Annotated in this window: 16 protein-coding genes; 7 read left to right on the top strand and 9 right to left on the bottom strand. The window is 55.7% G+C overall.

Annotated features, from left to right (window positions below):
- Positions 1-292: 292 nt before the first annotated feature.
- The gene (locus Q6A51_RS17975; RefSeq protein ID WP_201020411.1) at positions 293-1,948 is read left to right on the top strand and encodes an electron transfer flavoprotein-ubiquinone oxidoreductase; all 1,656 of its coding nucleotides are present in this window, start codon (positions 293-295) and stop codon (positions 1,946-1,948) included.
- A gap of 61 nt (positions 1,949-2,009) precedes the next feature.
- On the opposite strand, the gene Q6A51_RS17970 is transcribed toward Q6A51_RS17975, so the two are convergent.
- Positions 2,010-2,915, bottom strand: a complete 906-nt coding sequence (locus tag Q6A51_RS17970) for an AraC family transcriptional regulator (protein WP_304575400.1) — start codon at positions 2,913-2,915, stop codon at positions 2,010-2,012.
- A gap of 177 nt (positions 2,916-3,092) precedes the next feature.
- On the opposite strand from Q6A51_RS17970, the gene Q6A51_RS17965 reads away from it, so the two are divergent.
- Entirely contained in the window at positions 3,093-4,145 is a 1,053-nt protein-coding gene (locus Q6A51_RS17965; RefSeq protein WP_304575399.1) for an NAD(P)-dependent alcohol dehydrogenase, read from the top strand.
- Between the two features lie 48 nt (positions 4,146-4,193).
- Here Q6A51_RS17965 and Q6A51_RS17960 read toward each other — a convergent pair whose 3' ends face one another.
- Positions 4,194-5,003 (bottom strand): IclR family transcriptional regulator, encoded by an 810-nt coding sequence (locus tag Q6A51_RS17960; RefSeq protein WP_201020414.1) that lies wholly within the window; start codon positions 5,001-5,003, stop codon positions 4,194-4,196.
- A 240-nt stretch (positions 5,004-5,243) separates the two neighbouring features.
- On the opposite strand from Q6A51_RS17960, the gene Q6A51_RS17955 reads away from it, so the two are divergent.
- The 4 genes from Q6A51_RS17955 (at position 5,244) to Q6A51_RS17940 (ending at position 14,903) form a co-directional block, all read left to right on the top strand.
- Positions 5,244-7,769: an ATP-binding protein gene (locus Q6A51_RS17955; RefSeq protein WP_304575398.1), complete on the top strand. Its 2,526-nt coding sequence runs from the start codon at positions 5,244-5,246 to the stop codon at positions 7,767-7,769.
- A gap of 44 nt (positions 7,770-7,813) precedes the next feature.
- Positions 7,814-8,881, top strand: coding sequence for an HD domain-containing phosphohydrolase (locus tag Q6A51_RS17950; protein WP_304575397.1), 1,068 nt, complete (start codon positions 7,814-7,816; stop codon positions 8,879-8,881).
- Between the two features lie 221 nt (positions 8,882-9,102).
- Positions 9,103-13,968, top strand: coding sequence for a PAS domain S-box protein (locus tag Q6A51_RS17945; protein WP_304575396.1), 4,866 nt, complete (start codon positions 9,103-9,105; stop codon positions 13,966-13,968).
- Positions 13,965-14,903: a diguanylate cyclase gene (locus Q6A51_RS17940; RefSeq protein WP_201020418.1), complete on the top strand. Its 939-nt coding sequence runs from the start codon at positions 13,965-13,967 to the stop codon at positions 14,901-14,903. The genes Q6A51_RS17945 and Q6A51_RS17940 overlap by 4 nt, the downstream gene beginning before the upstream one ends.
- 91 nt (positions 14,904-14,994) lie before the next feature.
- Here the strand turns inward: Q6A51_RS17940 and Q6A51_RS17935 are convergent, their stop codons facing one another.
- The 4 genes from Q6A51_RS17935 to Q6A51_RS17920 all read right to left on the bottom strand — a co-directional run bounded on the left by Q6A51_RS17935 (position 14,995) and on the right by Q6A51_RS17920 (position 19,231).
- A complete protein-coding gene (locus Q6A51_RS17935; RefSeq protein WP_201002584.1) occupies positions 14,995-16,305 on the bottom strand; it encodes an MFS transporter in 1,311 nt (436 codons plus the stop codon).
- A gap of 93 nt (positions 16,306-16,398) precedes the next feature.
- A complete protein-coding gene (gene dgoD / locus Q6A51_RS17930) occupies positions 16,399-17,547 on the bottom strand; it encodes a galactonate dehydratase (RefSeq protein WP_198725817.1) in 1,149 nt (382 codons plus the stop codon).
- 51 nt (positions 17,548-17,598) lie between these two features.
- Positions 17,599-18,225: a 2-dehydro-3-deoxy-6-phosphogalactonate aldolase gene (locus tag Q6A51_RS17925; protein ID WP_304575395.1), complete on the bottom strand. Its 627-nt coding sequence runs from the start codon at positions 18,223-18,225 to the stop codon at positions 17,599-17,601.
- A gap of 1 nt (position 18,226) precedes the next feature.
- The gene (locus Q6A51_RS17920; RefSeq protein ID WP_304575394.1) at positions 18,227-19,231 is read right to left on the bottom strand and encodes a 2-dehydro-3-deoxygalactonokinase; all 1,005 of its coding nucleotides are present in this window, start codon (positions 19,229-19,231) and stop codon (positions 18,227-18,229) included.
- 277 nt (positions 19,232-19,508) lie between these two features.
- Here Q6A51_RS17920 and Q6A51_RS17915 point away from each other — a divergent pair, with 277 nt between their 5' ends.
- The gene (locus Q6A51_RS17915) at positions 19,509-20,675 is read left to right on the top strand and encodes an acyltransferase family protein (protein WP_201020421.1); all 1,167 of its coding nucleotides are present in this window, start codon (positions 19,509-19,511) and stop codon (positions 20,673-20,675) included.
- A gap of 58 nt (positions 20,676-20,733) precedes the next feature.
- On the opposite strand, the gene asd is transcribed toward Q6A51_RS17915, so the two are convergent.
- From asd to leuD, 3 genes are all read right to left on the bottom strand, one after another.
- Positions 20,734-21,846, bottom strand: coding sequence for an aspartate-semialdehyde dehydrogenase (asd, locus tag Q6A51_RS17910; protein ID WP_201002591.1), 1,113 nt, complete (start codon positions 21,844-21,846; stop codon positions 20,734-20,736).
- Positions 21,847-21,921: 75 nt separating this feature from the next.
- Positions 21,922-23,004, bottom strand: coding sequence for a 3-isopropylmalate dehydrogenase (gene leuB / locus Q6A51_RS17905; protein ID WP_095066920.1), 1,083 nt, complete (start codon positions 23,002-23,004; stop codon positions 21,922-21,924).
- 111 nt (positions 23,005-23,115) lie between these two features.
- Entirely contained in the window at positions 23,116-23,757 is a 642-nt protein-coding gene (gene leuD, locus Q6A51_RS17900; RefSeq protein WP_095066919.1) for a 3-isopropylmalate dehydratase small subunit, read from the bottom strand.
- Between the last annotated feature and the right edge of the window lie 6 nt (positions 23,758-23,763).

The following is a 23,763-nucleotide window of genomic DNA, read 5'->3' as shown; positions in this document are numbered from 1 at the left end:
TTTTCAGAGGTTTCATTGAACCTCGCTTCAGCCTACGGCGAGCGCAAAACCGCCCGTATCTTGACCGCAACGCCTTTTCCGGTCAATACGACATATCGGCCAGTCATGAGTCTCGCGTCTTTGATTTATCTGGCCTGCGGCCAATTCAAACGAACGTTTGTATTGGACCTGCAAAGTGGTGTAGATATAATGCGCTCCTTGAAAAGACGGGCAGGCATCTCATGCCTCCGCACGTCGGTTTGTACGCTTCATATAAAAAAATACCGTGAGCCTTGAGAGTAGGAGATAGCCTGTGGAACGCGAATACATGGAATTCGACGTCGTCATCGTCGGAGCCGGCCCTTCCGGGCTTTCTGCCGCGTGCCGTCTTAAACAGAAGGCTGCCGAAGCGGGCCAGGAAATCAGCGTCTGCGTGGTGGAAAAAGGCTCCGAAGTCGGTGCACACATTCTGTCCGGCGCGGTATTCGAACCTCGCGCCCTGAACGAGCTCTTCCCGAACTGGCAGGAACTTGGCGCGCCACTCAACACGCCGGTCAAGCGTGATGACATCTATATGCTGCGCAGCGCCGACACCTCCATAAAAGTACCTGACCTGTTCGTGCCCAAGACCATGCACAACCAGGGCAACTACATCATTTCCCTCGGCAACCTGTGCCGCTGGCTCGCCCAGCAGGCCGAAAACCTGGGTGTCGAGATCTATCCGGGCTTTGCCGCACAGGAAGCGCTGATCGACGAAAACGGCGTAGTGCGCGGGATCGTCACCGGCGATCTGGGCGTAGATCGTGAAGGTAACCCGAAAGAAGGCCTGTACACACCCGGCATGGAACTGCGCGGCAAGTACACCCTGTTCGCCGAAGGCTGCCGTGGCCATATCGGCAAGCAACTGATCAAGCGCTTCAACCTGGACAGCGAAGCCGATGCCCAGCATTACGGCATCGGCCTCAAGGAAATCTGGGAAGTCGATCCGGCGAAGCACGAGCAAGGCCTGGTGGTGCATACCGCCGGCTGGCCGCTGGACGACCAGAACATGGGCGGTTCTTTCCTGTATCACCTGGAAAACAATCAGGTGGTAGTCGGCCTGATCGTCGACCTGTCCTACAGCAACCCTTACCTGTCGCCTTTCGACGAATTCCAGCGTTACAAGCACCATCCGGTCATCAAACAGTACCTGGAAGGCGGCAAACGCATCAGCTACGGTGCCCGCGCCATCTGCAAGGGCGGCCTGAATTCCCTGCCGAAAATGGTTTTCGCGGGTGGCGCATTGATCGGTTGCGACCTCGGCACCCTGAACTTCGCCAAGATCAAGGGCAGCCACACAGCCATGAAATCCGGCATGCTCGCTGCGGAATCGGTGGCCGACGCCCTGCTCGCCGGCAAGGAAGGCGGCGATGTCCTGACCTCGTACGTGGACGCCTTCAAGGCCAGCTGGCTGCATGAAGAACTGTTCGCCAGCCGCAACTTCGGCCCGGCGCTGCACAAGTTCGGCACAGTCGTGGGCGGCGCGTTCAACTTTATCGACCAGAACATTTTCGGCGGCAAGATCCCGTTCACCCTGCACGATACCAAGCCGGACTACGCCTGCCTCAAGCTGGCAGCCGACTCGAAGAAGATCGACTACCCGAAACCCGACGGCAAGCTCAGCTTCGACAAGCTCAGCTCGGTATTCCTCTCCAGCACCAACCATGAAGAGGAACAACCTTGCCACCTGAAGCTGGCCGATCCGAGCATTCCGCTCACCAGCAACCTGCCGCTCTATGACGAACCGGCCCAGCGCTACTGCCCTGCCGGCGTCTATGAAGTGATTACTCAGGAAGATGGCGAGAAGCGCTTCCAGATCAACGCTCAGAACTGCGTTCACTGCAAGACCTGTGACATCAAGGATCCTGCGCAGAACATCACCTGGGTGACGCCGGAAGGGGCTGGCGGGCCGACTTACCCGAACATGTAGGAAACAAGCTGCAAGTTTTTAGCGGCAAGCTGCAAGAAAGCCCCTTTTGGGGCTTTCTTGTTTATGCAGGAATTCGCAGATAAGTGCTTTCTTCGACGGGGTTACGCTCGAAGTAGCGCTTGTATTCGCGGCTGAACTGGGATGTGCTCTGGTAGCCGACAGCGTGCGCGACCTGGGCCACGCCCATTCCCTGGGCGACCAGCATATGCTGGGCCTTGAGCAGACGCAGGCGCTTGAGGTATTGCACCGGCGACAGCAAGGTGCTGCGCTTGAAATGCTCGTGGAATGTCGAAGCGCTCATGTTCGCCTGCCGCGCCAGGATATCGATATTCAAAGGCTCGGCGTAGTGGCTGTGCAGGTACGCCAGAGAGGCCGCGATCCGGGCGAAATGACTCTGCTGCGCAACCAGCGCCCGCAACACGCCCGCCTGTGGACCGCGTAGCGCCGCATACAGCACCTCGCGTAACCGTGACTGCCCCATGACATGACAATCCAGCGGATCATGCAGGCAGCGCAACAACCGCTCCACACTCTCGCGCATCGACGCATCCAGCACAGCAGATGTCATTGATTCCGGCGTTTGAGCCTCGACCGTGTGATCAGGCACCGGCCCCATCAACTGCACCAGTTCGCCCAGCATGACACGGTCAATCGCCACCGAAACGCCGAGCAATGGCGCTTGAGGCGTGGCAAAGGTTTCGCACATGAACGGCACGGAAAGCGCCTGCACCAGATAGTGTCCGGCACCGTAATCCAGCGTGCGCGAACCGAGGCTGGCCAACTTGCCACCCTGAGCGACGATCATCAGGCTCGGCTCATAAATCTGCGGGCTGCTGGCCACATACTCATAGGCCGAAACCACCTTGACCTCCGGCAATAACGTCGTCACGAATCCGGGACTCGTGGCCAGAGGCTTTATCAAGTAAACAAGAGTGGCATTGGCATCCTGGGGATGAAGTCGCGACATGGAACACCGGGTAGAGAATCAGACATGCGTATCATCGCAGATATCAGCTTCACAGCCATGCCCGAGCGGCCAGTTCCGTAGGAATAGGCATGACTCACGGAGGAATGCTCATGGCCTTCAGCGGCCCGGACCCGGAAAATAGTCATCACTATTCACCCTTGATCCGCGAGGAACAACATGTACACAGCCATCGGTTACGCAGCCCAGTCCGCGACTGCCCCCCTCGCCCCCATGACTTTTGAACGCCGCAGCCTGCGGGCCAATGACGTCGCCATCGAGATCCTTTATTGCGGCGTCTGCCACTCCGACATTCACCAGGCACGTAACGAGTGGGGCATTGCTGTCTACCCGCTGATGCCTGGCCACGAGATCGTAGGCAAGGTCACAGCCACCGGCCCGAACGCAGGCAAATACAAAGTGGGTGATCTGGTCGGTGTCGGCTGTATGGTCGACTCCTGCCAACAGTGCTCAGCCTGCCAGGCGAACCTTGAGCAATACTGCCTTGAAGGCCCGACCATGACTTACGCGACCCCTGATCGCGTGGACGGCAGCAACACCATGGGCGGCTACTCCAACAGCATCGTGGTTCGCGAGGAATTCGTCGTCCGCATCCCGGAAAAACTCGACCTGGCTGCCGCCGCACCGATTCTCTGTGCTGGCATCACCACTTACTCGCCCCTCAAACACTATGGCGTCAAGGCCGGCGACAAGGTCGGGATTCTCGGCATGGGCGGCCTGGGCCACATGGGCATCAAGTTCGCCAAGGCCATGGGTGCCGAAGTCACCCTCTTCACCCGCTCGGCATCAAAAGCCCAGGAAGCACGTCGCCAAGGCGCGGATCATGTGATCGTCTCCACCGACGCCGAACAGATGAAAGCCGCCGCAGGTCGCTTCGACTTCCTGCTGGACACCATTCCTGTGCAGCACGACCTGAACCCCTACCTGGAGACCCTGAGTTTTGACGGCGTCCATATTCTGGTCGGCCTGATCGAGCCGGTAGAACCGCCAATCCACGCCGCCCATCTGGTCATGAAACGTCGCGTGATCGCAGGCTCGCTGATCGGCGGAATTGCAGAAACCCAGGAAGTGCTGGACTTCTGCGCGGAAAACGACATTACCTGCGATATCGAAATGCTGGATATCCGCAATATCAACGAGGCCTACGAGCGCATGCTGGCGGGTGACGTGAAATACCGCTTCGTGATCGATATGGCGACTCTGCAGGCATAAAAAACCGTAGGAGCGAATTCATTCGCGAATGAATTCGCTCCTACGCCGTTACCCGCCCAGTTCCGCCGAAAGCCTTGCCGCCGCTTGCTTGATGACCGGCACCAGGTCAGTCATCTTCTCCAGCGGCATATACGGTACGGTACTGGCAATACTGATAGCCGCGACAATCTGCTTGCCCGCATCACGAACCGGTGCAGCCACACAGCGAATCGACGGCTCGTTGTCTTCCAGGTCGAACGCATAACCGCCCTGCACGTATTCTTGCCTGCGCTGACGTAACTGTTCCCAGGTCTGCTGCTCGTGGGTCGGCCACTGCGGGTTCTTTCCTGCAACGGGCAGGCTGATTTCATACAGCCTTTGCCACTCCTGCTCCTGACTGTCCAGCAGCAGCGCCTTGCCGATGCCTGTGCGCACCAGCGGCATGCGATGCCCTACCCGAGAGCGCATCTCCGGCCCGTTACGACCAGGGTTCTTGTGCAGATAAAGCACCTCGTCACCGTCGCGAATCGCCAGATGCACGGTATCGCCAGTCAGTTCCGACAGCTCGTCCAGATAAGGTCGGGCCAGAATCGCCAGTGGCACTTCTTCCCGAGCCTGGAAACCCAGCTCGATCAAGCGAGGCCCCAAGAGATAGCCCACTTGAGGCAAAACCCGCAGATAACGCTCCTCGACCAGGCAACTGACCAGCCGATGGGTCGTGCTGCGCGTCGTACCGATCAGGCTGGAAATGGCTTTCAGGTCCCTGGCACCACTGGCAACGGCCTGCACTACCGCCAGACCGCGCAACAGGGTTTGCGTCCCGGTCGGTGCGGAGTCCTTGCCCGCGGTGCTCACGGACGTGAGTGGATCATTGTGCATATCAGCCCTTATAAGATCGGAAAGCTGGCGGCATTATCGTCGCCAGTTCCTCTGCATGCCAGTGATCACCATTCGACACACGCTCACAAGCGCAGACAGGACAAAGACTCCTCGTGTCCTGATCGGCATATCCCACGTTGAAACCTGCCAATAGATTGGACTTTTAGGTGATTGGTGCCACAGTTGATATCACTGCAACATCACTAATTCGGCAATCACGACGTTAGAGAGGACTACTCGATGATTCGGGCCCCATCTTCACTGACTTTGCGTAGCTGGATCTGGAGAGCATTCCTGAGTACCTCTCTCATACCGCTGATTGTGGTCGAGGTCGCGTTGCTGGCCGCATACTTCCTGAGTAATCAATCCATCAGGGATTCTCAGAGAGAGTATTTGCATCACAGTGCCGCTCGCGAGCTTCAGGCATCCGTCATGCAGAGCGCTGAAATCATCGAAGGCCAGCTAGTGCAGCTCAGCAGCATGGCCACCCTGCTTGCCAGAACGATAGAGACAGAACTGGCAGAAGACTTGCCCTATCACCCAGCCGAACTCACCATCAGCCCCGACGGCGCACGCTACAGCGCTACCGATGACGGCGGCGCAGCCTCCTTCTATTCAAGTATCACACCTCTGGATCAACAGGATCTCGACAAGGTCTATCGTCTCAGGCATGTCGACTTCATGATGAAAACCCTTAAAACCGGAAACCCTTCGATTGTAAGCCTGTACTTCAACAGCTCCGATGGCTATAACCACATTTACCCTTGGTTCAATACGCTGTCGCAATACCCTCACAATATGGACTCGACCCGGTACAACTTTTATTACCTGGCCGATGCCGCCCACAATCCCGCACGACAGACTGTCTGGACCGATGTTTATCTGGATCCGGCAGGCCATGGCTGGATGATGTCTGTCATAACGCCGGTTTACAAAGACGATACCCTCGAAGGCGTGGTGGGAATTGACATCACGGTCGACACGATTCTGCAGCGAATCGCCAGGCTACATGTGCCGTCGGCGGGTTATCTGGTACTGGTAAGCAATAAACTGAACATCATGGCGCTACCAACGGCAGCAGAACGTGATTTCAGTCTGTCGCAGATGAAAAGTATCATTGACTATAAAAGGATGAAGCACGATCACTTCCAGCCAGACGGCTTCAACCTGACCACGCACTCAAACCTGGAACCATTGGTCGATGCACTGCGTAAGCAAGTCAAAGGGTTGCTGCCAATTCAGTTGAACGACCATCCTCATCTGGTGAGCTGGAGCGATATCCTGCCAGCAGGGTGGCATTTACTGGCCGTGGTCGACGAAAGTGTGATCATGCAGGAGACACAACAGTTGGCCAGGCATTATCAGGATATCGGCTACCTGATGGTCGCCGGCCTGATAGTCTTTTACTCATTATTTTTCGCGTTCTTGTGGTTCCGCTCCCGAGAACTGAGCAATCAACTCAGTACGGCCATAATCGGGATTTCAAACATGCTGGAGGAAATCGGCAAAGGTAAATGGAGCCCACCCCCCGGCCGCACCAGAATAAAGGAACTGGCAGCCATTTCGGAACAGGCACTGGCTATGGGTAGCCAACTGGCTCATGCCGAAGCCCGCCGGGGAGCAGCTCAACAACGCTTGGAACTGGTCATTGAAAGCGCTACCGAAGGCCTCTGGGAATATCAGCCATCGACAAACCTTTTCAGCTTCAAAGGCGCGCTGTGTGAGCGCTTCAACCTCCCCGTCCATCCTGTTGACTCCGAACACTTGTTGGCGCGAATGCCTGAAGAAGATCGTAAAAGATTCTGCCAGTTCCTCAGCGCAACCCAGAACAACGAAGACCATGTCGTCGAAGTCGAATTTCGCCTGTCGACCAGACAGGATGAAATGGTCTGGCTGCTTTGCCGCGGCCGGACCCTCTCGGGCCTGCATATATCCATACCTCCCGTAGCAGGCACCTGCGTCGACATAGAAGCACTCAAACAGGTTGAGCAATCCCTGCGGGAGAAGACCATAGAGGCTCAGGCCGCCAGTCAGGCAAAATCGCGCTTCATATCCGGCATGAGTCATGAACTCAAGACACCGTTGAATGCCATCCTCGGCTTCGCTCAGCTTCGCAGAATGAAACTGGCCTCTACAGACACGAAAAATGCCGATGATCTCGCCGACATGAATGAAATCATCAGTGCCAGTGAACATTTAAGCCAACTGTTAGACGACCTTCTGGACTGGTCTAGCTTACAGGCCGAAGCCCCTCATCTATCGCTCAGACCGGTCGATGCAGCTGTATTGGCACAAGACTGCCTGAACATGATTCGTACCCAGACCATCACCCAAGGTATCAAGGTTGAACTGCGCCTTCCCGCTCAGTCTTGCCTTGTGCTGGCAGACAACCGACGCCTCAAGCAGGTATTGATCAACCTGCTTTCCAACGCCATCAAATACAACCGCAAGGGAGGCTCAATCGTGATTGGAGTAGATATTGATAAAGCCTGCCAGATGGCAAGTCTTTTCGTGAGTGACAGCGGCCCGGGCATCGAGCATGAACTGCAGAAACAACTGTTCAAACCCTTCCAGCGTCTGGGCAAGGAAAACTCAGCCATTAAAGGCACTGGAATCGGGTTAGCGCTGTGTCGAGAACTGGCAGAGTTGATGAATGGAGAAATGGGAGTCACCAGTGAACCAGGAGTGGGTAGTCACTTCTGGATAAGTTTGCCGCTCTTTCAGAATGGCGTCATCGCCAAACCGGATACGCATGAATTCAAATAACAGCCTGCACACACATCTTTGAGGCTATCCATAGGAGTGACGTAATGTTTTCCAGGATAAGAAACGATGCCGTGATTGTCATCATCGACGATGTGGCCACCAATCTGCGGCTGCTGGAATCCTGCCTCCGTGCTTTCGGCATGCACCGATTCGAGACATTCTCCAACTCCCTTGAGGGCCTGCAGTGGTGTCAGGCCAATGACTGGGACTTGCTCCTTCTGGACATCGATATGCCGGCACCGGATGGTTTCGAGATTCTTGACCATCTGAACACCAGAGACAGAACGGCCTCTTCGATCATTATTGTCACGGCACTGAACGATCCTCAAAGTCGCCGTATAGGTCTTGAAAAAGGGGCCAACGATTTCATTTCAAAACCAATCGACCTGCCAGAAGTGCTACTCAGGGTACGCAGTTGCCTGGAGCTCTCACAAAGTGGTCGTCTTCTACAGAACGCCAAGCGAGAACTCGAACAAAAGGTTGAACAACGCACAGCCCAACTTCAGGAAAGCTACCGTGCCATGCTGAAAAGCCTGAGCCGTGCAGCCAGCTACCGCGATGACGACACAGGAAGCCATATCCTTCGCATTGGTGCATCAGCGGCCTTGCTGGCCAGAGCCATCGGTATGCCCAGTGCCTGGTGCGAACTGATCGAACAGGCAGCACCGATGCATGATGTTGGCAAGATAGGCATTGCCGATAGCATTCTGCAAAAGCCGGGCGCACTCACGACTGAAGAACGCCAACACATACAGACCCACGCTCGCATCGGTTATGAAATTCTTTATGACGCCAACGGTTCGGACCTGACAGACATGGCTGCAGAAATTGCGTTAGGGCATCACGAAAAATGGGATGGGAGTGGTTATCCATCCGGTTTGAAAGGAGAAGACATTCCACTGAGCGCAAGAATCGTTGCCCTGTGCGACGTATTTGATGCATTGCGCATGCCACGCCCTTACAAACAGCCCTGGACACTGGAGGCAACCACTGCCTACATAAAAGAACAATCCGGGCAGCATTTCGATCCACTCCTGACAGACATATTCTGCGGATTGCTCGATAAGGTCGAGAGACTCAGGCTGCAAGACCTGTCAACTCCCGAACAGTGAAAACCGTTCGGGACGCCACATGGCAGCACGAAATGAAAGCCCCGTTGCAAACAGCCATAGAGTGTCAGTCATTGCACAAATCGATTTTTTCTCCTTCCGATATATGAAAGGACAGACTGCAAGATAAAAAATGCGAACTATGCTGAAGACAAAAATGGAAAGCTGAAAGCGTCCATTACCGCAGAGTCGCATGACTGGTCATTCGCGAGTGGACAGGCCCAGTGGTCAAGAACCTGAGTATTCCCCAGCTACGCCCTTCCCTCTACCTCACACTTGCGGTCGGCATCATAGTGTCTCTGCTGAGTGCCTGGCTGGTGGACATACAGAACAGGAAATATGTCCTCTCACGCTTGACCAACGAAGCAGAAAGCCTCGCGCAAGCAACAGTAGAAAGAGTCGATCTCTATCAATACGGACTTCGCGGTGTACGAGGCGTAATCCTTACTGCCGGTGAAAACATAAACCGTGACCTGTTTTATCGCTACAGCCAGACCCGCGATATCAGCAAAGAGTTTCCCGGCGCTCGGGGATTTGGATTCATTCGCCGTGTGGCGACCGAAGAAGAAGCACTCTTTCTGGCCCGTGCCCGGGCAGACGGAAAAAAAGACTTCAATATACGAGAGCTCTCGCCCAACACAGGCGAGCGATACGTCATTCAGTACATAGAACCCGTCGATCGAAACTTATCCGCGATAGGGCTGGATATAGCATCGCAAGACACTCGTCGCCAGGCAGCCCTGAGCGCGATGAAAACCGGGAAAACAACCCTGAGCGGCCCTATTACATTGGTTCAGGAGTCAGGAAAACCGCAGCAATCCTTTCTGATACTTCTTCCCATCTATAAAGACGGTAAAACTCCAGAGGATGAAAAAAACCGCGAAAACAGTTGCCTAGGTTGGAGTTACGCTCCGCTCGTGATATCCGAGGTGTTGGCCGGGATGAATATCGACCCACAAAGACTGACCATTACACTCAGCGATATCACCGAAGGTAATGACTCATCGCCTTTTTACACGACAGACAGAGCGCCCCATGAAACACCCGATGAGATCAAGACCGAGAAAACAATCCAACTATATGGGCGCATCTGGAAACTGACTACCGCTGCTCAGCCTGCCTTTGCCAGCAGTCTGAACCTGACTTCACCACGTTCAGTCATGTTGAGTGGGCTGTTGATCAGCGCCTTGCTGGCATTGTTAGCCAGCTTGATGGAAACGGCCTCCATAAGACGCAGACAGTACTCCAATCAGCAGGCCCGGATAAGCACCATCGTTGAAAGCTCAACCGATGCAATCATTGGCAAAGACCTTCAAGGGGTAATTACAAGCTGGAATCACGGCGCGGAAGTGATGTTCGGGTATTCCTCTGAGGAAGCGATAGGACAAACCATACGAGAGCTGGTCACGCCAGACGCTCTGGCCCAAGAAGAAACAGAAATATTATCCCGAATACTGGATGGCGATCGTTTTACCAATCACCACACCGTGCGACAGCATAAAGACGGTCATCTCATTGATGTTTCACTTAGCGTATCGCCCATCTTTGCTTCCGACGGTTCAGTATCCGGGGCCTCCAAAACCGTACGAAACATTTCCGAACAAAAAGCTGCCGAAGCCAGAATTCAGGATCTGAATGCCGATCTGGAGCGCCAGGTATCAGAACGAACAGTCGAGCTTGAAAAGCTCAATGTGCTGTTGGGCAGCATACTTGAATCAGCCTCGGAAATATCAGTTGTCGTCACCGACATGCAAGGCATTGTGAAGATCTTCAATCGCGGCGCCCAGAATATGCTGGGTTACAGTGCAGATGAAGTGATTGACCACTATACACCGAGCCTCTTCCACCTGGAATCAGAAGTAATAGAGAGGCAATCTGAACTGTCCGCGTATTTCCATAAACCTATTGAAGGGATTAGAACCTTTGTAGAGATTGCAGAACAGGAGGGATCGGAGACTCGCGAATGGACTTATGTTCGCAAGGACACCTCTCATATAAACGTATCACTGTCCGTCACGGTGGTCCGTCATCTTGACGGCAGTATTGTCGGCTATCTCGGTATCGCAACAGATATCACCTCACGCAAAACCTTCGAGAAGGAGTTGGCCAGCAGCTTGGCAACGACTCGTGCCATTCTGGCTACGGCTGTAAATCCAGTAATAACCCTGGATGGTGAAGGTATTTTAAAGACCTACAACCCTGCTGCAGAACGTGCATTTGGGTACAACGGCGATGAACTGGAAAGTATCAACATCAGGGAACTGATGCCCAGACTATTTACGGATCAGGGCGATACCCCTGTCAGTGACTTCCTCACCCGGCAATGTGTCGAAAACTATAGTTCTGGCCTAGAGGTTGGAGTATTAAGAAAAGAGGGCAGTTCATACCCGGCTCAAATGAGCCTGGGCATAATGGGCACCTCTGAAGACCCCATGTTTGTGGCAATCGTAGCGGACCTTACCGAGCAACGGCGACAACGCGACGAAATCCTTGCGGCTCACGACCATACGACATTGGCTGCAGAAGTCGCCAATCTGGGCATCTGGAACTGGGACCTGATCAAGGCACACCTTGAATTCAACGATCAGATGTACAAGCTCTATGCGCTCCCCATTGAACTGCAAAATGGCGGGCTGAAATATGAGCATTGGAGAGCCCGCGTCCATCCCGACGATATCGAAGAAACCGAACTTAAACTCAATAACGCCATACTGGGTATCGGTGTCTACGACCCGATATTTCGTGCACTTCTGCCCAATGGAGAAATTCGTTTCATCCAGGCAGCGGCGCGCGTTCATTACGATGCAACAGGAGCGGCAACACGAATAACCGGTATTAACCTTGATATAACCGAAGAAAGAAAGCTTCAAACCTCACTGCGAGAAGCCAAGGATCTGGCAGACGCCGCGAGCGCTGCCAAGTCATCGTTCCTGGCCAATATGAGCCATGAAATCCGTACCCCCATGAATGCCGTACTGGGCATGCTGCATCTAGTCAAACAGACCGATCTCAATCGGCGACAGGAGGACTACGTCACAAAAGCCCATTCGGCGGCAACGTCATTATTAGGCCTGCTTAACGATATCCTGGATTACTCCAAGATAGAGAGCGGAAAGCTGATTCTGGATATCCATGCGTTTACAGTGGACTCTCTATTGCAAGAGCTCTCGACCGTGTTGTCCGGCAATCAGGACGGCAAGAATGTCGAGATCATGTATGACCTGGATTACAACATTCCAGGCATCTTGATCGGAGACCGGATGAGGCTACAACAAACTCTCATCAATCTCGCAGGCAATGCGTTGAAGTTCACGCCTCAGGGCCAGATCACCATCGGCATCAGAGAGGTGCTCCGAAAACCTGAAAGCATTCGTTTGCGAATCTCGGTCAAAGATACTGGAATCGGTATAAGCGAAGCACAGCAACGCATTATCTTTGATGGCTTTACTCAAGCAGAGGCCTCCATTTCTCGCCGGTTCGGCGGTACAGGGCTTGGACTGGTCATTTCGAGACGCCTCGTCCAGTTAATGGGTGGGGAATTGCAGGTAAGCAGCACACTGGGAAAAGGAAGTTGTTTCTGGTTCGAGATTGACTTGGCCATTGACAGTGATAGCTCCCTGATTGACCTGTGCGGCACATTCAAAAGAGTCTTGAACATCCTGATCGTGGACGACAATCAAGAGTCCGCCGTTTCTCTGACACAAATGATTACAGCGCTTGGATGGCGAGCAGAGTGTGTCAACAGCGGACTCAAGGCTGTGGAGCGAGTTCGCGAAGCCGGTTTTAAAAACCGGCATTACGATGTCGTGTTGATGGACTGGCAAATGCCAGAACTTGATGGATTGGAAGCCGCCAGAATCATTCAAGGCATGACAGATGAGCCCGGAATCATAATGATTACGGCCTTTGGCAGCGAAGTATTGGCCAGGGAACAGAACAACCTTACTTCTGTTTTTTCGGATGTTCTGGCAAAACCCGTGACCCCTTTCCAGTTGAGCAACGCGATAACGAGAGCACTCGAAAAACCCTCTGCCCCTGTCAGCGCCATAGAGAAAAAGAACAAGAGGCTGGAAGGTGTCCGCGTACTGGTCGTGGAAGATAACTTTTTAAATCGACAGATCGCCTCCGAATTGCTGGCAGCCGAAGGTGCCGTCGTCGCAATGGCTACAGGTGGGCTGCAGGGCGTTCAAGCAGTGCTGGAGTCCAGACATCCTTTTCATGCCGTATTGATGGATATGCAAATGCCCGATATCGATGGGCTGGAAGCAACCCGCCGAATCCGCGATGACAAGAGATTCGCCACGCTCCCGATTCTGGCGATGACTGCCAATGTCACCCAGGATGATCAAGTGGCATGTTTGAGAGCCGGCATGAACGACCATATTGCGAAGCCCATAGACAACGAACGCCTGATTTCATGCCTGCTGAGCCATATTTCAAACGTTGACCCTCCTCTTCGGGTCGAATCAGGAACACCTCGGTTATCCGGCCCCGTCGTGGAGGAGAGAGACTCTATTCTGGCGCGATTCGGCAACAACACTTCTCTTATCAGGCAGGTTCTGTGTAGCTTCCTGCCCAATACGGAAATTCAATTAACAGCCTTGGAAAAAGCACTACTCGATCACGATCTCACCGCGGCCCTTAACCTTCTGCATACCCTTAAAGGCAGCGCATCAACGATGGGAGCAAAATCACTCTCCGAACTGGCCGCCGAATCGGAAAAGTTGTTGAGATCCAGCGCACGCAACGAGGCAGCCCATACGATTTCTCATCTCGACATCCCAACATTTCGCAAAGTGCTTCACGACAACGAGCAGGCTCTACAGTCCATGTTCCACGAAACAGAAAGCCCCCCTGCTCTTGTTGGTACAGCGTCAAACACCGAGGGCTGGGAAAGCAGACTGAAAACACTCAGAGGATTGCTTGGTGCTGGAAACCTCGACGTCCTTGAGCAGATCGATACGCTTACCCAAGGGATTCCCTTTATTGAAAAGTCTCAGCTTCAACTGCTCATCCAACGAATAAACGAGTTGGACTTTCGCTCAGCACTAAAAATTATCGATGACTACAGCCGGAAACCGGAAGAATGAATTTCATCCATGACGTGTGGGAACCCGGGATCATTGCCAGACCCAAGATTCTTATTGTCGATGATCAGGCAAGCAACATTTTAATTCTCAGGGAAATATTTCGAGAGTCCTGCGACATCATCATGGCGACCGACGGCCAGCAAGCGTTGACGTTGTCTGCCACTCAACTTCCGGATCTGGTACTGCTGGATGTCGTCATGGAGGGGACAGACGGACATGAAGTATGTCGTCAACTGAAAGAATCGCCACTGACACAACACATCCCCATCATTTTCGTCACCGCCAAGCGAGATGAACTCGATGAAGTACAAGGCTTTGAATTAGGGGCTGTGGACTTTATAACCAAACCCATCAACCCAACGATCGTCAGAGCCCGCGTCATTACTCACCTCACGTTAAAACTGCAAAGCGATCTTCTCAGGCGCAGTGCATTCACCGATGGATTGACAGGCGTTTCCAACAGGAGAAAGTTTGATGACATGTTCGAGCAATGCTGGCGTCAGAGTGAACGCAACAGCACTCCCCTTTCCCTGATAATGATCGATGTCGACTACTTCAAGCTCTACAATGACCGGTACGGCCATCAGGCAGGAGACCACTGTTTGAAGTCCATTGCCCACTCCTTGTCAGAACTGATCCGACGCCCTTTTGATCTACTGGCACGTTATGGGGGAGAAGAGTTCGTTTGCATCTTGCCCCATACCGATATTTCAGGAGCGGCCAGGGTAGCCGAATCCATGAAAGACGCTGTTGATGCCCTCGGGATGGAACACCTGAGCTCCGATATCGGGCAGAAAGTCACCATTTCCCTTGGAGTTGCCAGCACTATTGCGACCCCCGCAACAACACCGGATGCCTTTTTACGAGAAACAGACAGTCAGCTCTATATGGCCAAGAAGTCTGGTCGTCATCAGGTGGTCGCTGCTGGGGGGTGAACACCGGGTTTTAGTTTCACGCTCAAGGGCCAGAGCGGGCCTATGAAAAGCTGGCAGCATTATCATCGCCAGCTCTTCTGCATGCCAGTGATCACAACTCGATACGCTCCACCTTGCCCACCAGCAGGATGTAGGACAGCGCGCCAATCAGCGCCAGTATGGCGATATAGGTAATTGCAGGCGCAAAGGAGTCGCCCGACGCCAGGAAGCCGATCACGATAGGTGTGGCAATGGCCGCCAGGTTACCGATGAAGTTGAAGGTGCCGCCGGTCAGCCCCAGCAGACGGGCCGGCGCCAGGGTCGAGACCAGTGACCAGGTAATCGATGCCAGACCATTGCCAAAGAACGCCAACGCCAGAAACGCGATCACCAGGGGCGTGGATTCCACATAGTTGGCACCGATGATCGATGTCGAGATCAGCAGACCGGCAATGATCGGCAGCTTGCGGGCCAGACCAATACTGTGGCCGCGACGGATCAGCCAGTCAGAGAAGAACCCCGAGCAGAGCACGCCGACAAAGGCTGCCAGAAACGGCAGCGACGCCAGTAGCCCGGACTTGATGAAGTCCATGCCGCGGTACTTGACCAGATAGGTCGGGAACCAGGTCAGGAAAAACCAGAGAGTCGAATTAAGGCAGAACTGCCCCAGATAAATGCCCCACAGCTTGCGCTGGCTCAGCACTACACCCAGGTCCTTCCAACTGAAGCCACGCTTCTGCTTTTCGGTATCGACCTGAATATCCACCAGCCCGCCACCTTCGCGGATCAGGTCGATTTCTTCCTTGTTGATGCCTTTGAAATCACGCGGTTCACGATACACCGCATACCAGATCACGGCCCAGAGTATGCCGACGCCACCGGTGACGACAAACACCATATGCCAGCCGTAATGGGCTTGCAGCCAGGCCAGTACCGGGGTCAGGAACGCCAGGCCGACAAACTGCCCCGAGGTGTAGAAACCGATGGCCGTCGCCCGCTCACGCTCGGGAAACCAGGTGGTGACCACGCGGCTGTTGATCGGATAGGCAGGCGCTTCAAGCGCACCCACGGCCATGCGCAGCACGAACAACGCAATGAAACTCGCCGCAAAGCCCAGCATGACGGTAGCAATCGACCACAGCAGCAGCGCGGCGGTGTAGAGAATGCGCGGCGGAACACGATCCACCAGCCAGCCGCCTGGAAGCTGCATGGCCGCGTAGGTCCAGCCGAAAGCCGAGAAAATCAGGCCGACATGAACCGGATCGATGCCCAATTCGCTGGTCAAGGCCGGCGCCGCGATGGACAGGTTGCTGCGGTCCAGATAGTTGATCACCACCGTAATGAACAGCAGCACCATGATGAAGAAACGCTTGCGAGTAGGCGTGACTAAAGACGCCGCCCCTTCGAGAGTGCGGGTTTGCATGAAGATTGCCCCTTGTTGGATTTATGTGAGGACTGCGTTCTGCAATGCCTGATCGTGCAGCGATAGAGCGCTGCACGATCATTCAGATCTCCATCACCATTCAGCAAAGCTGCCGTCGGCATGGCGCCAGATCGGGTTGCGCCAGCGATGACCGATGGCGGCACGCTCCTTGACGTACTCTTCATTGATCTCGATGCCCAGGCCCGGCCCGTTGGGGATCTTCACCATGCCCTTGTCGTAATCGAACACTTCAGGGTGCTTCACATAATCCAGCAGGTCATTGCTTTCGTTGTAGTGAATACCCAGGCTCTGCTCCTGAATGAAGGCGTTGTAACAAACAGCATCCAGTTGCAGACAGGCCGCCAGCGCAATCGGCCCAAGCGGGCAATGCAGCGCCAGCGCGACGTCGTAGGCTTCGGCCATATTGGCGATCTTGCGGGTTTCGGTGATACCGCCTGCATGAGAGGCATCCGGCTGGATGATATCGACGTAGCCTTCGCTCAAGACCCGCTTGAAGTCCCAGCGCGAGAACAGCCGCTCCCCCAGAGCGATAGGCGTGCTGGTCAGTGGCGCCAGCTCCTTGAGCGCTTCGTAGTTCTCGCTGAGGACCGGCTCTTCGATGAACATCAGCTTGAAGGGGTCCAGCTCTTTCATCAGCACCTTGGCCATAGGTTTGTGAACCCGGCCATGGAAGTCCACGCCAATGCCGACATTCGGCCCGACCGCATCACGCACCGCCGCAACGTTGGCCAGTGCCAGATCGACCTTGTCGAAGGTGTCGAGAAATTGCAGCTCTTCGGTGCCGTTCATTTTCACGGCAGTGAAGCCGCGCCCTACGGCCTCTTTGGCAGCACGTGCGGTATCGGCTGGCCGGTCGCCGCCGATCCATGAATAGACGCGGATCTTGTCCCGCACCTGACCACCCAGCAGATCACTGACCGAAACGCCCAATGCCTTGCCCTTGATGTCCCATAACGCCTGATCGATACCGGCCAGCGCGCTCATGTGTACAGCGCCGCCACGGTAGAAACCGCCGCGATACAGCACCGTCCAGATATCCTCGATGTTGCGCGGGTCCTTGCCGATCAGGTAATCGGAAAGCTCCTCCACTGCCGCAGCGACGGTATGGGCACGGCCTTCGACAACCGGCTCGCCCCAGCCGACAACACCGTCATCGGTTTCGACTTTCAGAAAGCACCAGCGTGGCGGAACGATAAAGGTCGTGAGCTTGGTGATTTTCATGTGTGCAATTTCTCTCTTATTAGGTAGGGGAAGAAGCGCTCGGCGCGCCGATCAGTTGGAAGTCAGTTCATGCCAGGCGCTGACGTAAGCCTTGGCGCGCAGCTCCACATCCGCCGCGCTCATGCCCGGCTTGAACAGCCCGGAGCCCAGGCCAAAGCCTTTGACGCCAGCATCGAGGAAGACCTTCATGTTCTCCGGCGTAATGCCACCCACTGGCAACAGCACCGTTCCGGCTGGCAATACCGCCAGCCAGGCCTTCACCACCGCAGGCGACATTTGCTCGGCCGGAAACAGCTTGAGCACATCGGCGCCTTCGGCCAGAGCCGCAAAGGCTTCGGTCGGCGTGGCGACACCTGGCGACAGGAACAATCCGGCAGCCTTGGCCGCACGCAAGACCTTCGGGTCGCTATGTGGCATGACAATGACCTGACCGCCCGCCTCCTTGACCTGATCGACCTGCTCCGGTGTCAGCACGGTTCCGGCACCGACCAGACAATCGGCAGGCAGGTACTGGCGCAACAGAGTGATGCTGTCATAAGGCTGCGGCGAGTTGAGCGGCACCTCGATCACCCGGAAACCGGCCTGATACAAGACCTCGCCAATGGCTGGAGCTTCTTCGGGACGCAGGCCGCGCAGAATCGCGACCAGTCCGTTTTCCTTCAGGGCTTGCTTGAGCATTTCACACCTCGTAGGGATCTGTTGAAGGCCCGGACGCGATCAGGCCGGCCTGAACGGCCACTTGCCACAGGCCCCGTTCGGTCGCTTGCGCGGCTGTGGTCACCTGATCGAAACCGCAAGCCGTAAGGCCGCGTGTGTAGCGTGCGCAAAGCGACTCGCTGCCGATCAGGATCACGGCAGGCAGTTGCTTCAGGCTTCTTTGCTGGATTCTGGTCAGGGCATCCAGCTCATGCCCGATCAATAGGCCGGACAGATAGTCAGGCTGGGCGCTGGCATCAAGCTGGCCGGTCAGGCCCAGGGTCCGGGAACTGAAAATGGTCGAGAGCAGACCGGACGCGCCCTCTGGCGACAGGGCAATGGACAGCCCGCAGTCGAACGCATTGGTATCGAAGGTTTCGCCGGGCCGCATGGTACGGCCGAGAATGGTGTGCCCGCACAAGGCGGCGTATACCTCGCCGGTCATGAAGGTATCGAAATGGACGATGCAGCCCTCAACCACACGCACCCATTTGGAGTGGCTGCCGGGAAGACCGATCAACAGCGATCGACGGGTCGACTCCTCATCAAGCGAGGCAAGTACGCCAAGCACCTGGGTTTCTTCACCACGCATCACATTGGGCAGGGTCGAGCGCTGCAATACACCGGGGATGATATGGATATCGACACCGCGCAGGCTGCGCACGGTCTGCAAGGCTGCGCTCAGTTCACCGACGCTGGCCGGAGTTTCCCGGTACACCGCCTCGCGCCAGCCCTGGGCACTGCCCACCATGCCGCAGGCAATCACCGGCAGATCCGGTTGCGCATCGAGCCAGTCGCCACAGGCCTGATCAAAGGCCAGTTCAAAACCATCGCTGCACATGGCACCTGCGATCAGCCGGGGAGTATCCGGCAATTGCATGATGCCTGCGCTCAAGGAGCGTTGTTCCAGGACCTGGCCGTGTTCGCCAAGTCGATAAGCACGAAGTGAGGTTGTCCCCCAATCGAGCGCGATCAATTGCGCCGCCATCGCTTCACCTGTTGTTTTTTTAAAAGTGAGTGCGAGGCGGACTATAAGCCCATCGAACGATAAATCTCAATATGTAATTTTCAATCCCATATATAGGGATTAATTTAAACCCTGCCTTGCGTCGTAATGCGCTAACGTTGGTAACGTCTCTCTAAATACCCTTTCCCTCGGCAGCCTTGCCGCAGTGGTAACGTGCCCGACATATCGACGCCCCATCCCTCAGCACTGCCCTCCTGCGCTGTTTGCAGCCTCAAACGCCCTTCAAGGAACCCAAGCCATGAAGCGATTTCTTGTGCTCGACAGCTTTCGCGGGCTTTGTGCCCTTGCGGTGGTCCTGCATCACTTTCATGCAACGCAAAGCGTCACTGAGCTGCCGTTTTTCCAGCACGCCAATTACCTGGTGAATTTTTTCTTCGTGCTCAGCGGCTTTGTGCTCTATCACATCTACGCCGACCGACTGGGCAGCACCGCACAGCTCAAACGATTTGTGATTGCACGCATCTGCCGCCTGTACCCGCTGCATCTGGCGACCCTGCTAGCGGCTCTGCTGTTCGAGTTCCTGAAGCTGGCCGCCGAACAACAGGGCATCCTTTTTGCCGCGGGCAGCTTTACCGGCCCCAGAGCTGCCGAAGAAATCCTGCCCAATCTGTTGCTGCTGCAATCCTGGTGGCCTGGCTTCAATCAGCTGTCGTTCAACTTCCCGTCATGGAGCATCAGCGTCGAGTTCTATCTGTACCTGCTCTTCGCCCTGATTGCCGTCGGGATACCAGGGATGTCGCGGCAGATATTCGCGGCCATCGCTGTTCTGGCTTTCGTCGCGCTGTACTTCAAAGACACCTTCTTCAACGAAGGAGCACTGACAGGCCTGGCGTGCTTCTTCAGCGGAGTAATGACTTATCGGTTGTATGCAAGATTCAAAGGCTTTGAGTTCCACAAAGGCTGGGCGACCTTGCTGGAGGCACTGAGTCTGGTTGCGGTGTACATGGCAATCACCTACAGCGGCCCCTCGCAGAACATTTCCCTGAGCCTGCTGTTCTGCTGGGTGATCGGTCTATTTGCCTTTGAGGCTGGCGGGATTTCGCGAGGGCTGTGTACCCGGCCATTCAAATGGGCTGGCACCCTGTCCTTTTCGATCTACATGACTCACACCATCGTGCTCTTCTCCGTGACGACGGGCCTGATGCTGTACGGCAAGATCACCGGACAGGAACTGTTGATCGACATTCCGAGTGAAATCCCGGGCGTTGCTCTGCGCTACATCCACACACAAAGCATGGCGCTCGACAATCTGATCATTGCGATCAGCCTGGGGATGGTATTGCTGCTGTCGATGCTGACGTACCGCTATATCGAGCTACCGGGCATTGAACTGGGCAAGGCATGGGGTCGCAAGGTCACGGGTACTGCCGACGCCCGAGCACAACACCAGGAAACGGCCCCCTGAATCGCAGCCATAAAAAACGCCCCGGACAAGGGGCGTTCTTTTGTACGGCTTCAGCGAATCAACGCTCCAGCAGAATCCGCAGCATGCGACGCAACGGCTCGGCCGCGCCCCACAGCAGCTGGTCGCCTACGGTAAAGGCGCCCAGGTATTGCGAACCCATGTTCAGCTTGCGCAGACGACCCACCGGAACGCTCATGGTGCCGGTTACAGCAGTCGGGCTCAGTTCCTGGATGCTGGCTTCGCGATGGTTCGGGACCAGCTTGACCCACGGGTTGTGCTGGCTGATCAAACCTTCGATGTCCGCAATCGGTACATCCTTGTTCAGCTTGATGGTCAGTGCCTGGCTGTGGCAGCGCATGGCGCCGATACGAACGCAGATGCCGTCGACCGGAATCGGGCTCTTGAAGCGACCCAGAATCTTGTTGGTCTCGGCCTGGCCTTTCCATTCTTCACGGCTCTGGCCGTTCGGCAGTTCCTTGTCGATCCAGGGAATCAGGCTGCCAGCCAGTGGCACACCGAAGTTCTCGGTCGGGAAGGCTTCGCTGCGCATGGCTTCAGCAACCTTGCGGTCGATGTCGAGGATGGCGCTGGCCGGGTTGGCCAGGTCATCGGCAACCGACGAATGGACAGTACCCATCTGCTTGATCAGTTCACGCATGTTCTGCGCGCCGGCACCGGAGGCCGCCTGATAAGTCATGGCGTTCATCCACTCGACCAGACCGGCCTCGAAGAGGCCGCCCAGGCCCATCAGCATCAGGCTGACGGTGCAGTTGCCGCCGATGTAGTTCTTGGTGCCCGCGTCCAGTTGCTGGTCGATGACCTTGCGGTTCACCGGATCCAGCACGATCACGGCATCATCCTGCATGCGCAGGCTGGAGGCCGCGTCGATCCAGTAGCCCTGCCAACCGGCTTCGCGCAGCTTCGGGAACACCTCATTGGTGTAGTCGCCGCCCTGACAGGTCAGAACCACGTCGAGGGTTTTCAGTTCGTCGATGCTGTAAGCATCCTTCAGCGGCGCAACATCCTTGCCTACCGACGGAGCCTGGCCACCGACATTGGAGGTAGTGAAGAACACCGGTTCAATGAGATCGAAGTCCTGCTCTTCCCGCATCCGCTGCATGAGCACGGAACCAACCATGCCACGCCAACCGATCAGACCTACACGTTTCATCGCAACTACACCTTGAATAAAAGTGGGACCGCTGCCGCACATGTGCCATGCACAGCGAGCAGCGGGCCAGAGAGATTACAGATTCCGCAGCGCGGCGACTACTGCGTCGCCCATTTCCTGCGTGCCGACCTTGACGTTACCGGCCGACCAGATGTCGCCGGTACGCAAACCCTGATCCAGAACCAGACTGACAGCCTGTTCAATGGCATCAGCGGCAGCGGTCAGGTTGAAGCTGTAACGCAACATCATCGATACCGACAGGATGGTCGCCAACGGGTTGGCAATGCCTTGACCGGCGATATCCGGCGCCGAACCGTGGCAAGGCTCGTACATGCCCTTGTTGTGGGCATCCAGCGAGGCCGACGGCAGCATGCCGATGGAACCGGTCAGCATCGAAGCTTCGTCGGAGAGAATATCGCCGAACATGTTGTCGGTCACTATCACGTCGAACTGCTTGGGCGCGCGTACCAGTTGCATGGCGGCGTTGTCGACGTACATGTGGCTCAGTTCGACTTCAGGGTAGTCCTTGGCGACCTGCTCGACCACTTCACGCCACAATTGGCTGGAAGCCAGTACGTTGGCCTTGTCCACCGAGCACAGCTTCTTGCCACGAACCATGGCCATGTCGAAACCGACACGCGCAATACGGCGAATCTCGCTTTCGCTGTAAGGCAGTGTGTCGTAGGACTGACGCTCGCCGTTTTCCAGTTCGCGGGTGCCACGTGGCGCGCCGAAGTAGATACCGCCGGTCAGCTCACGGACGATGAGGATGTCCAGGCCAGCAACGATTTCCGGTTTCAGGCTGGAAGCATCGGCCAGTTGCGGGTACAGAATCGCCGGACGCAGGTTGCCGAACAGGCCCAGTTGCGAACGGATCTTCAGCAGACCGCGCTCAGGACGAATGTCACGCTCGATCGTGTCCCACTTCGGACCACCCACGGCACCCAGCAACACCGCATCGGCAGCACGGGCACGGTCCAGGGTTTCGTCAGCCAGAGGCACGCCATGCTTGTCGATGGCGGCACCGCCGATCACGTCGTGGGTCAGCTCGAAGCCCAGTTGATACTTCTCATTGGCCACTTCCAGCACCTTGACCGCTTCGGTCATGATTTCCGGACCAATACCATCGCCTGGGAGAATCAGAATCTGCTTGCTCATAACATCCTCAATTTTGTGCATCGGTGCCTTGGGCGGCACCTGACATGTCGCTTTTCGCGAATGAATTCGCTCCTACGGGTGTGTGGGAGCGAATTCATTCGCGATCAAAGATCAGCCACGAAACAACCAAGGCTGGCTGGCGCGGTGCTTGCTCTCAAAGGCCGCGATGGCATCGCTGTCCACCAGGGTCAGGCCGATATCGTCCAGACCGTTGAGCAGGCAGTGTTTGCGGAAGGCGTCGATCTCGAAGCTCAGGACCTTGCCGTCAGGACGGGTCACGGTCTGCGCCTGCAGATCAATGCTCAACTGGTAGCCTTCATTGGCTTCAACCTGCTGGAACAACTGATCGACTTCGTCTTCAGCCAGAATGATCGGCAGCAGGCCGTTCTTGAAGCTGTTGTTGAAGAAGATGTCGGCATAGCTCGGCGCGATGATTGCGCAGAAACCGTATTCTTCCAGCGCCCATGGCGCGTGCTCACGGCTGGAGCCGCAGCCGAAGTTCTCGCGGGCCAGCAACACGCTGGCGCCTTGATAACGGGCATGGTTGAGCACGAAATCGGTGTTCAGCGGACGCTTGGAGTTGTCCTGATAAGGCTGACCCACATCCAGGTAACGCCACTCATCGAACAGGTTCGGGCCAAAACCCGTGCGCTTGATCGACTTGAGAAACTGCTTGGGGATGATCTGGTCGGTGTCGACGTTGGCACGATCCAGAGGAGCGACAAGGCCGTTGTGCTGGGTAAACGCTTTCATGCTGGG

Origin of the sequence: Pseudomonas serbiensis, assembly GCF_030580745.1 — a bacterium.
GTDB lineage: Bacteria > Pseudomonadota > Gammaproteobacteria > Pseudomonadales > Pseudomonadaceae > Aquipseudomonas > Aquipseudomonas serbiensis.
Note: the sequence above shows the minus strand (reverse complement) of the source record. Positions and strands in the feature narration are given on the sequence as shown.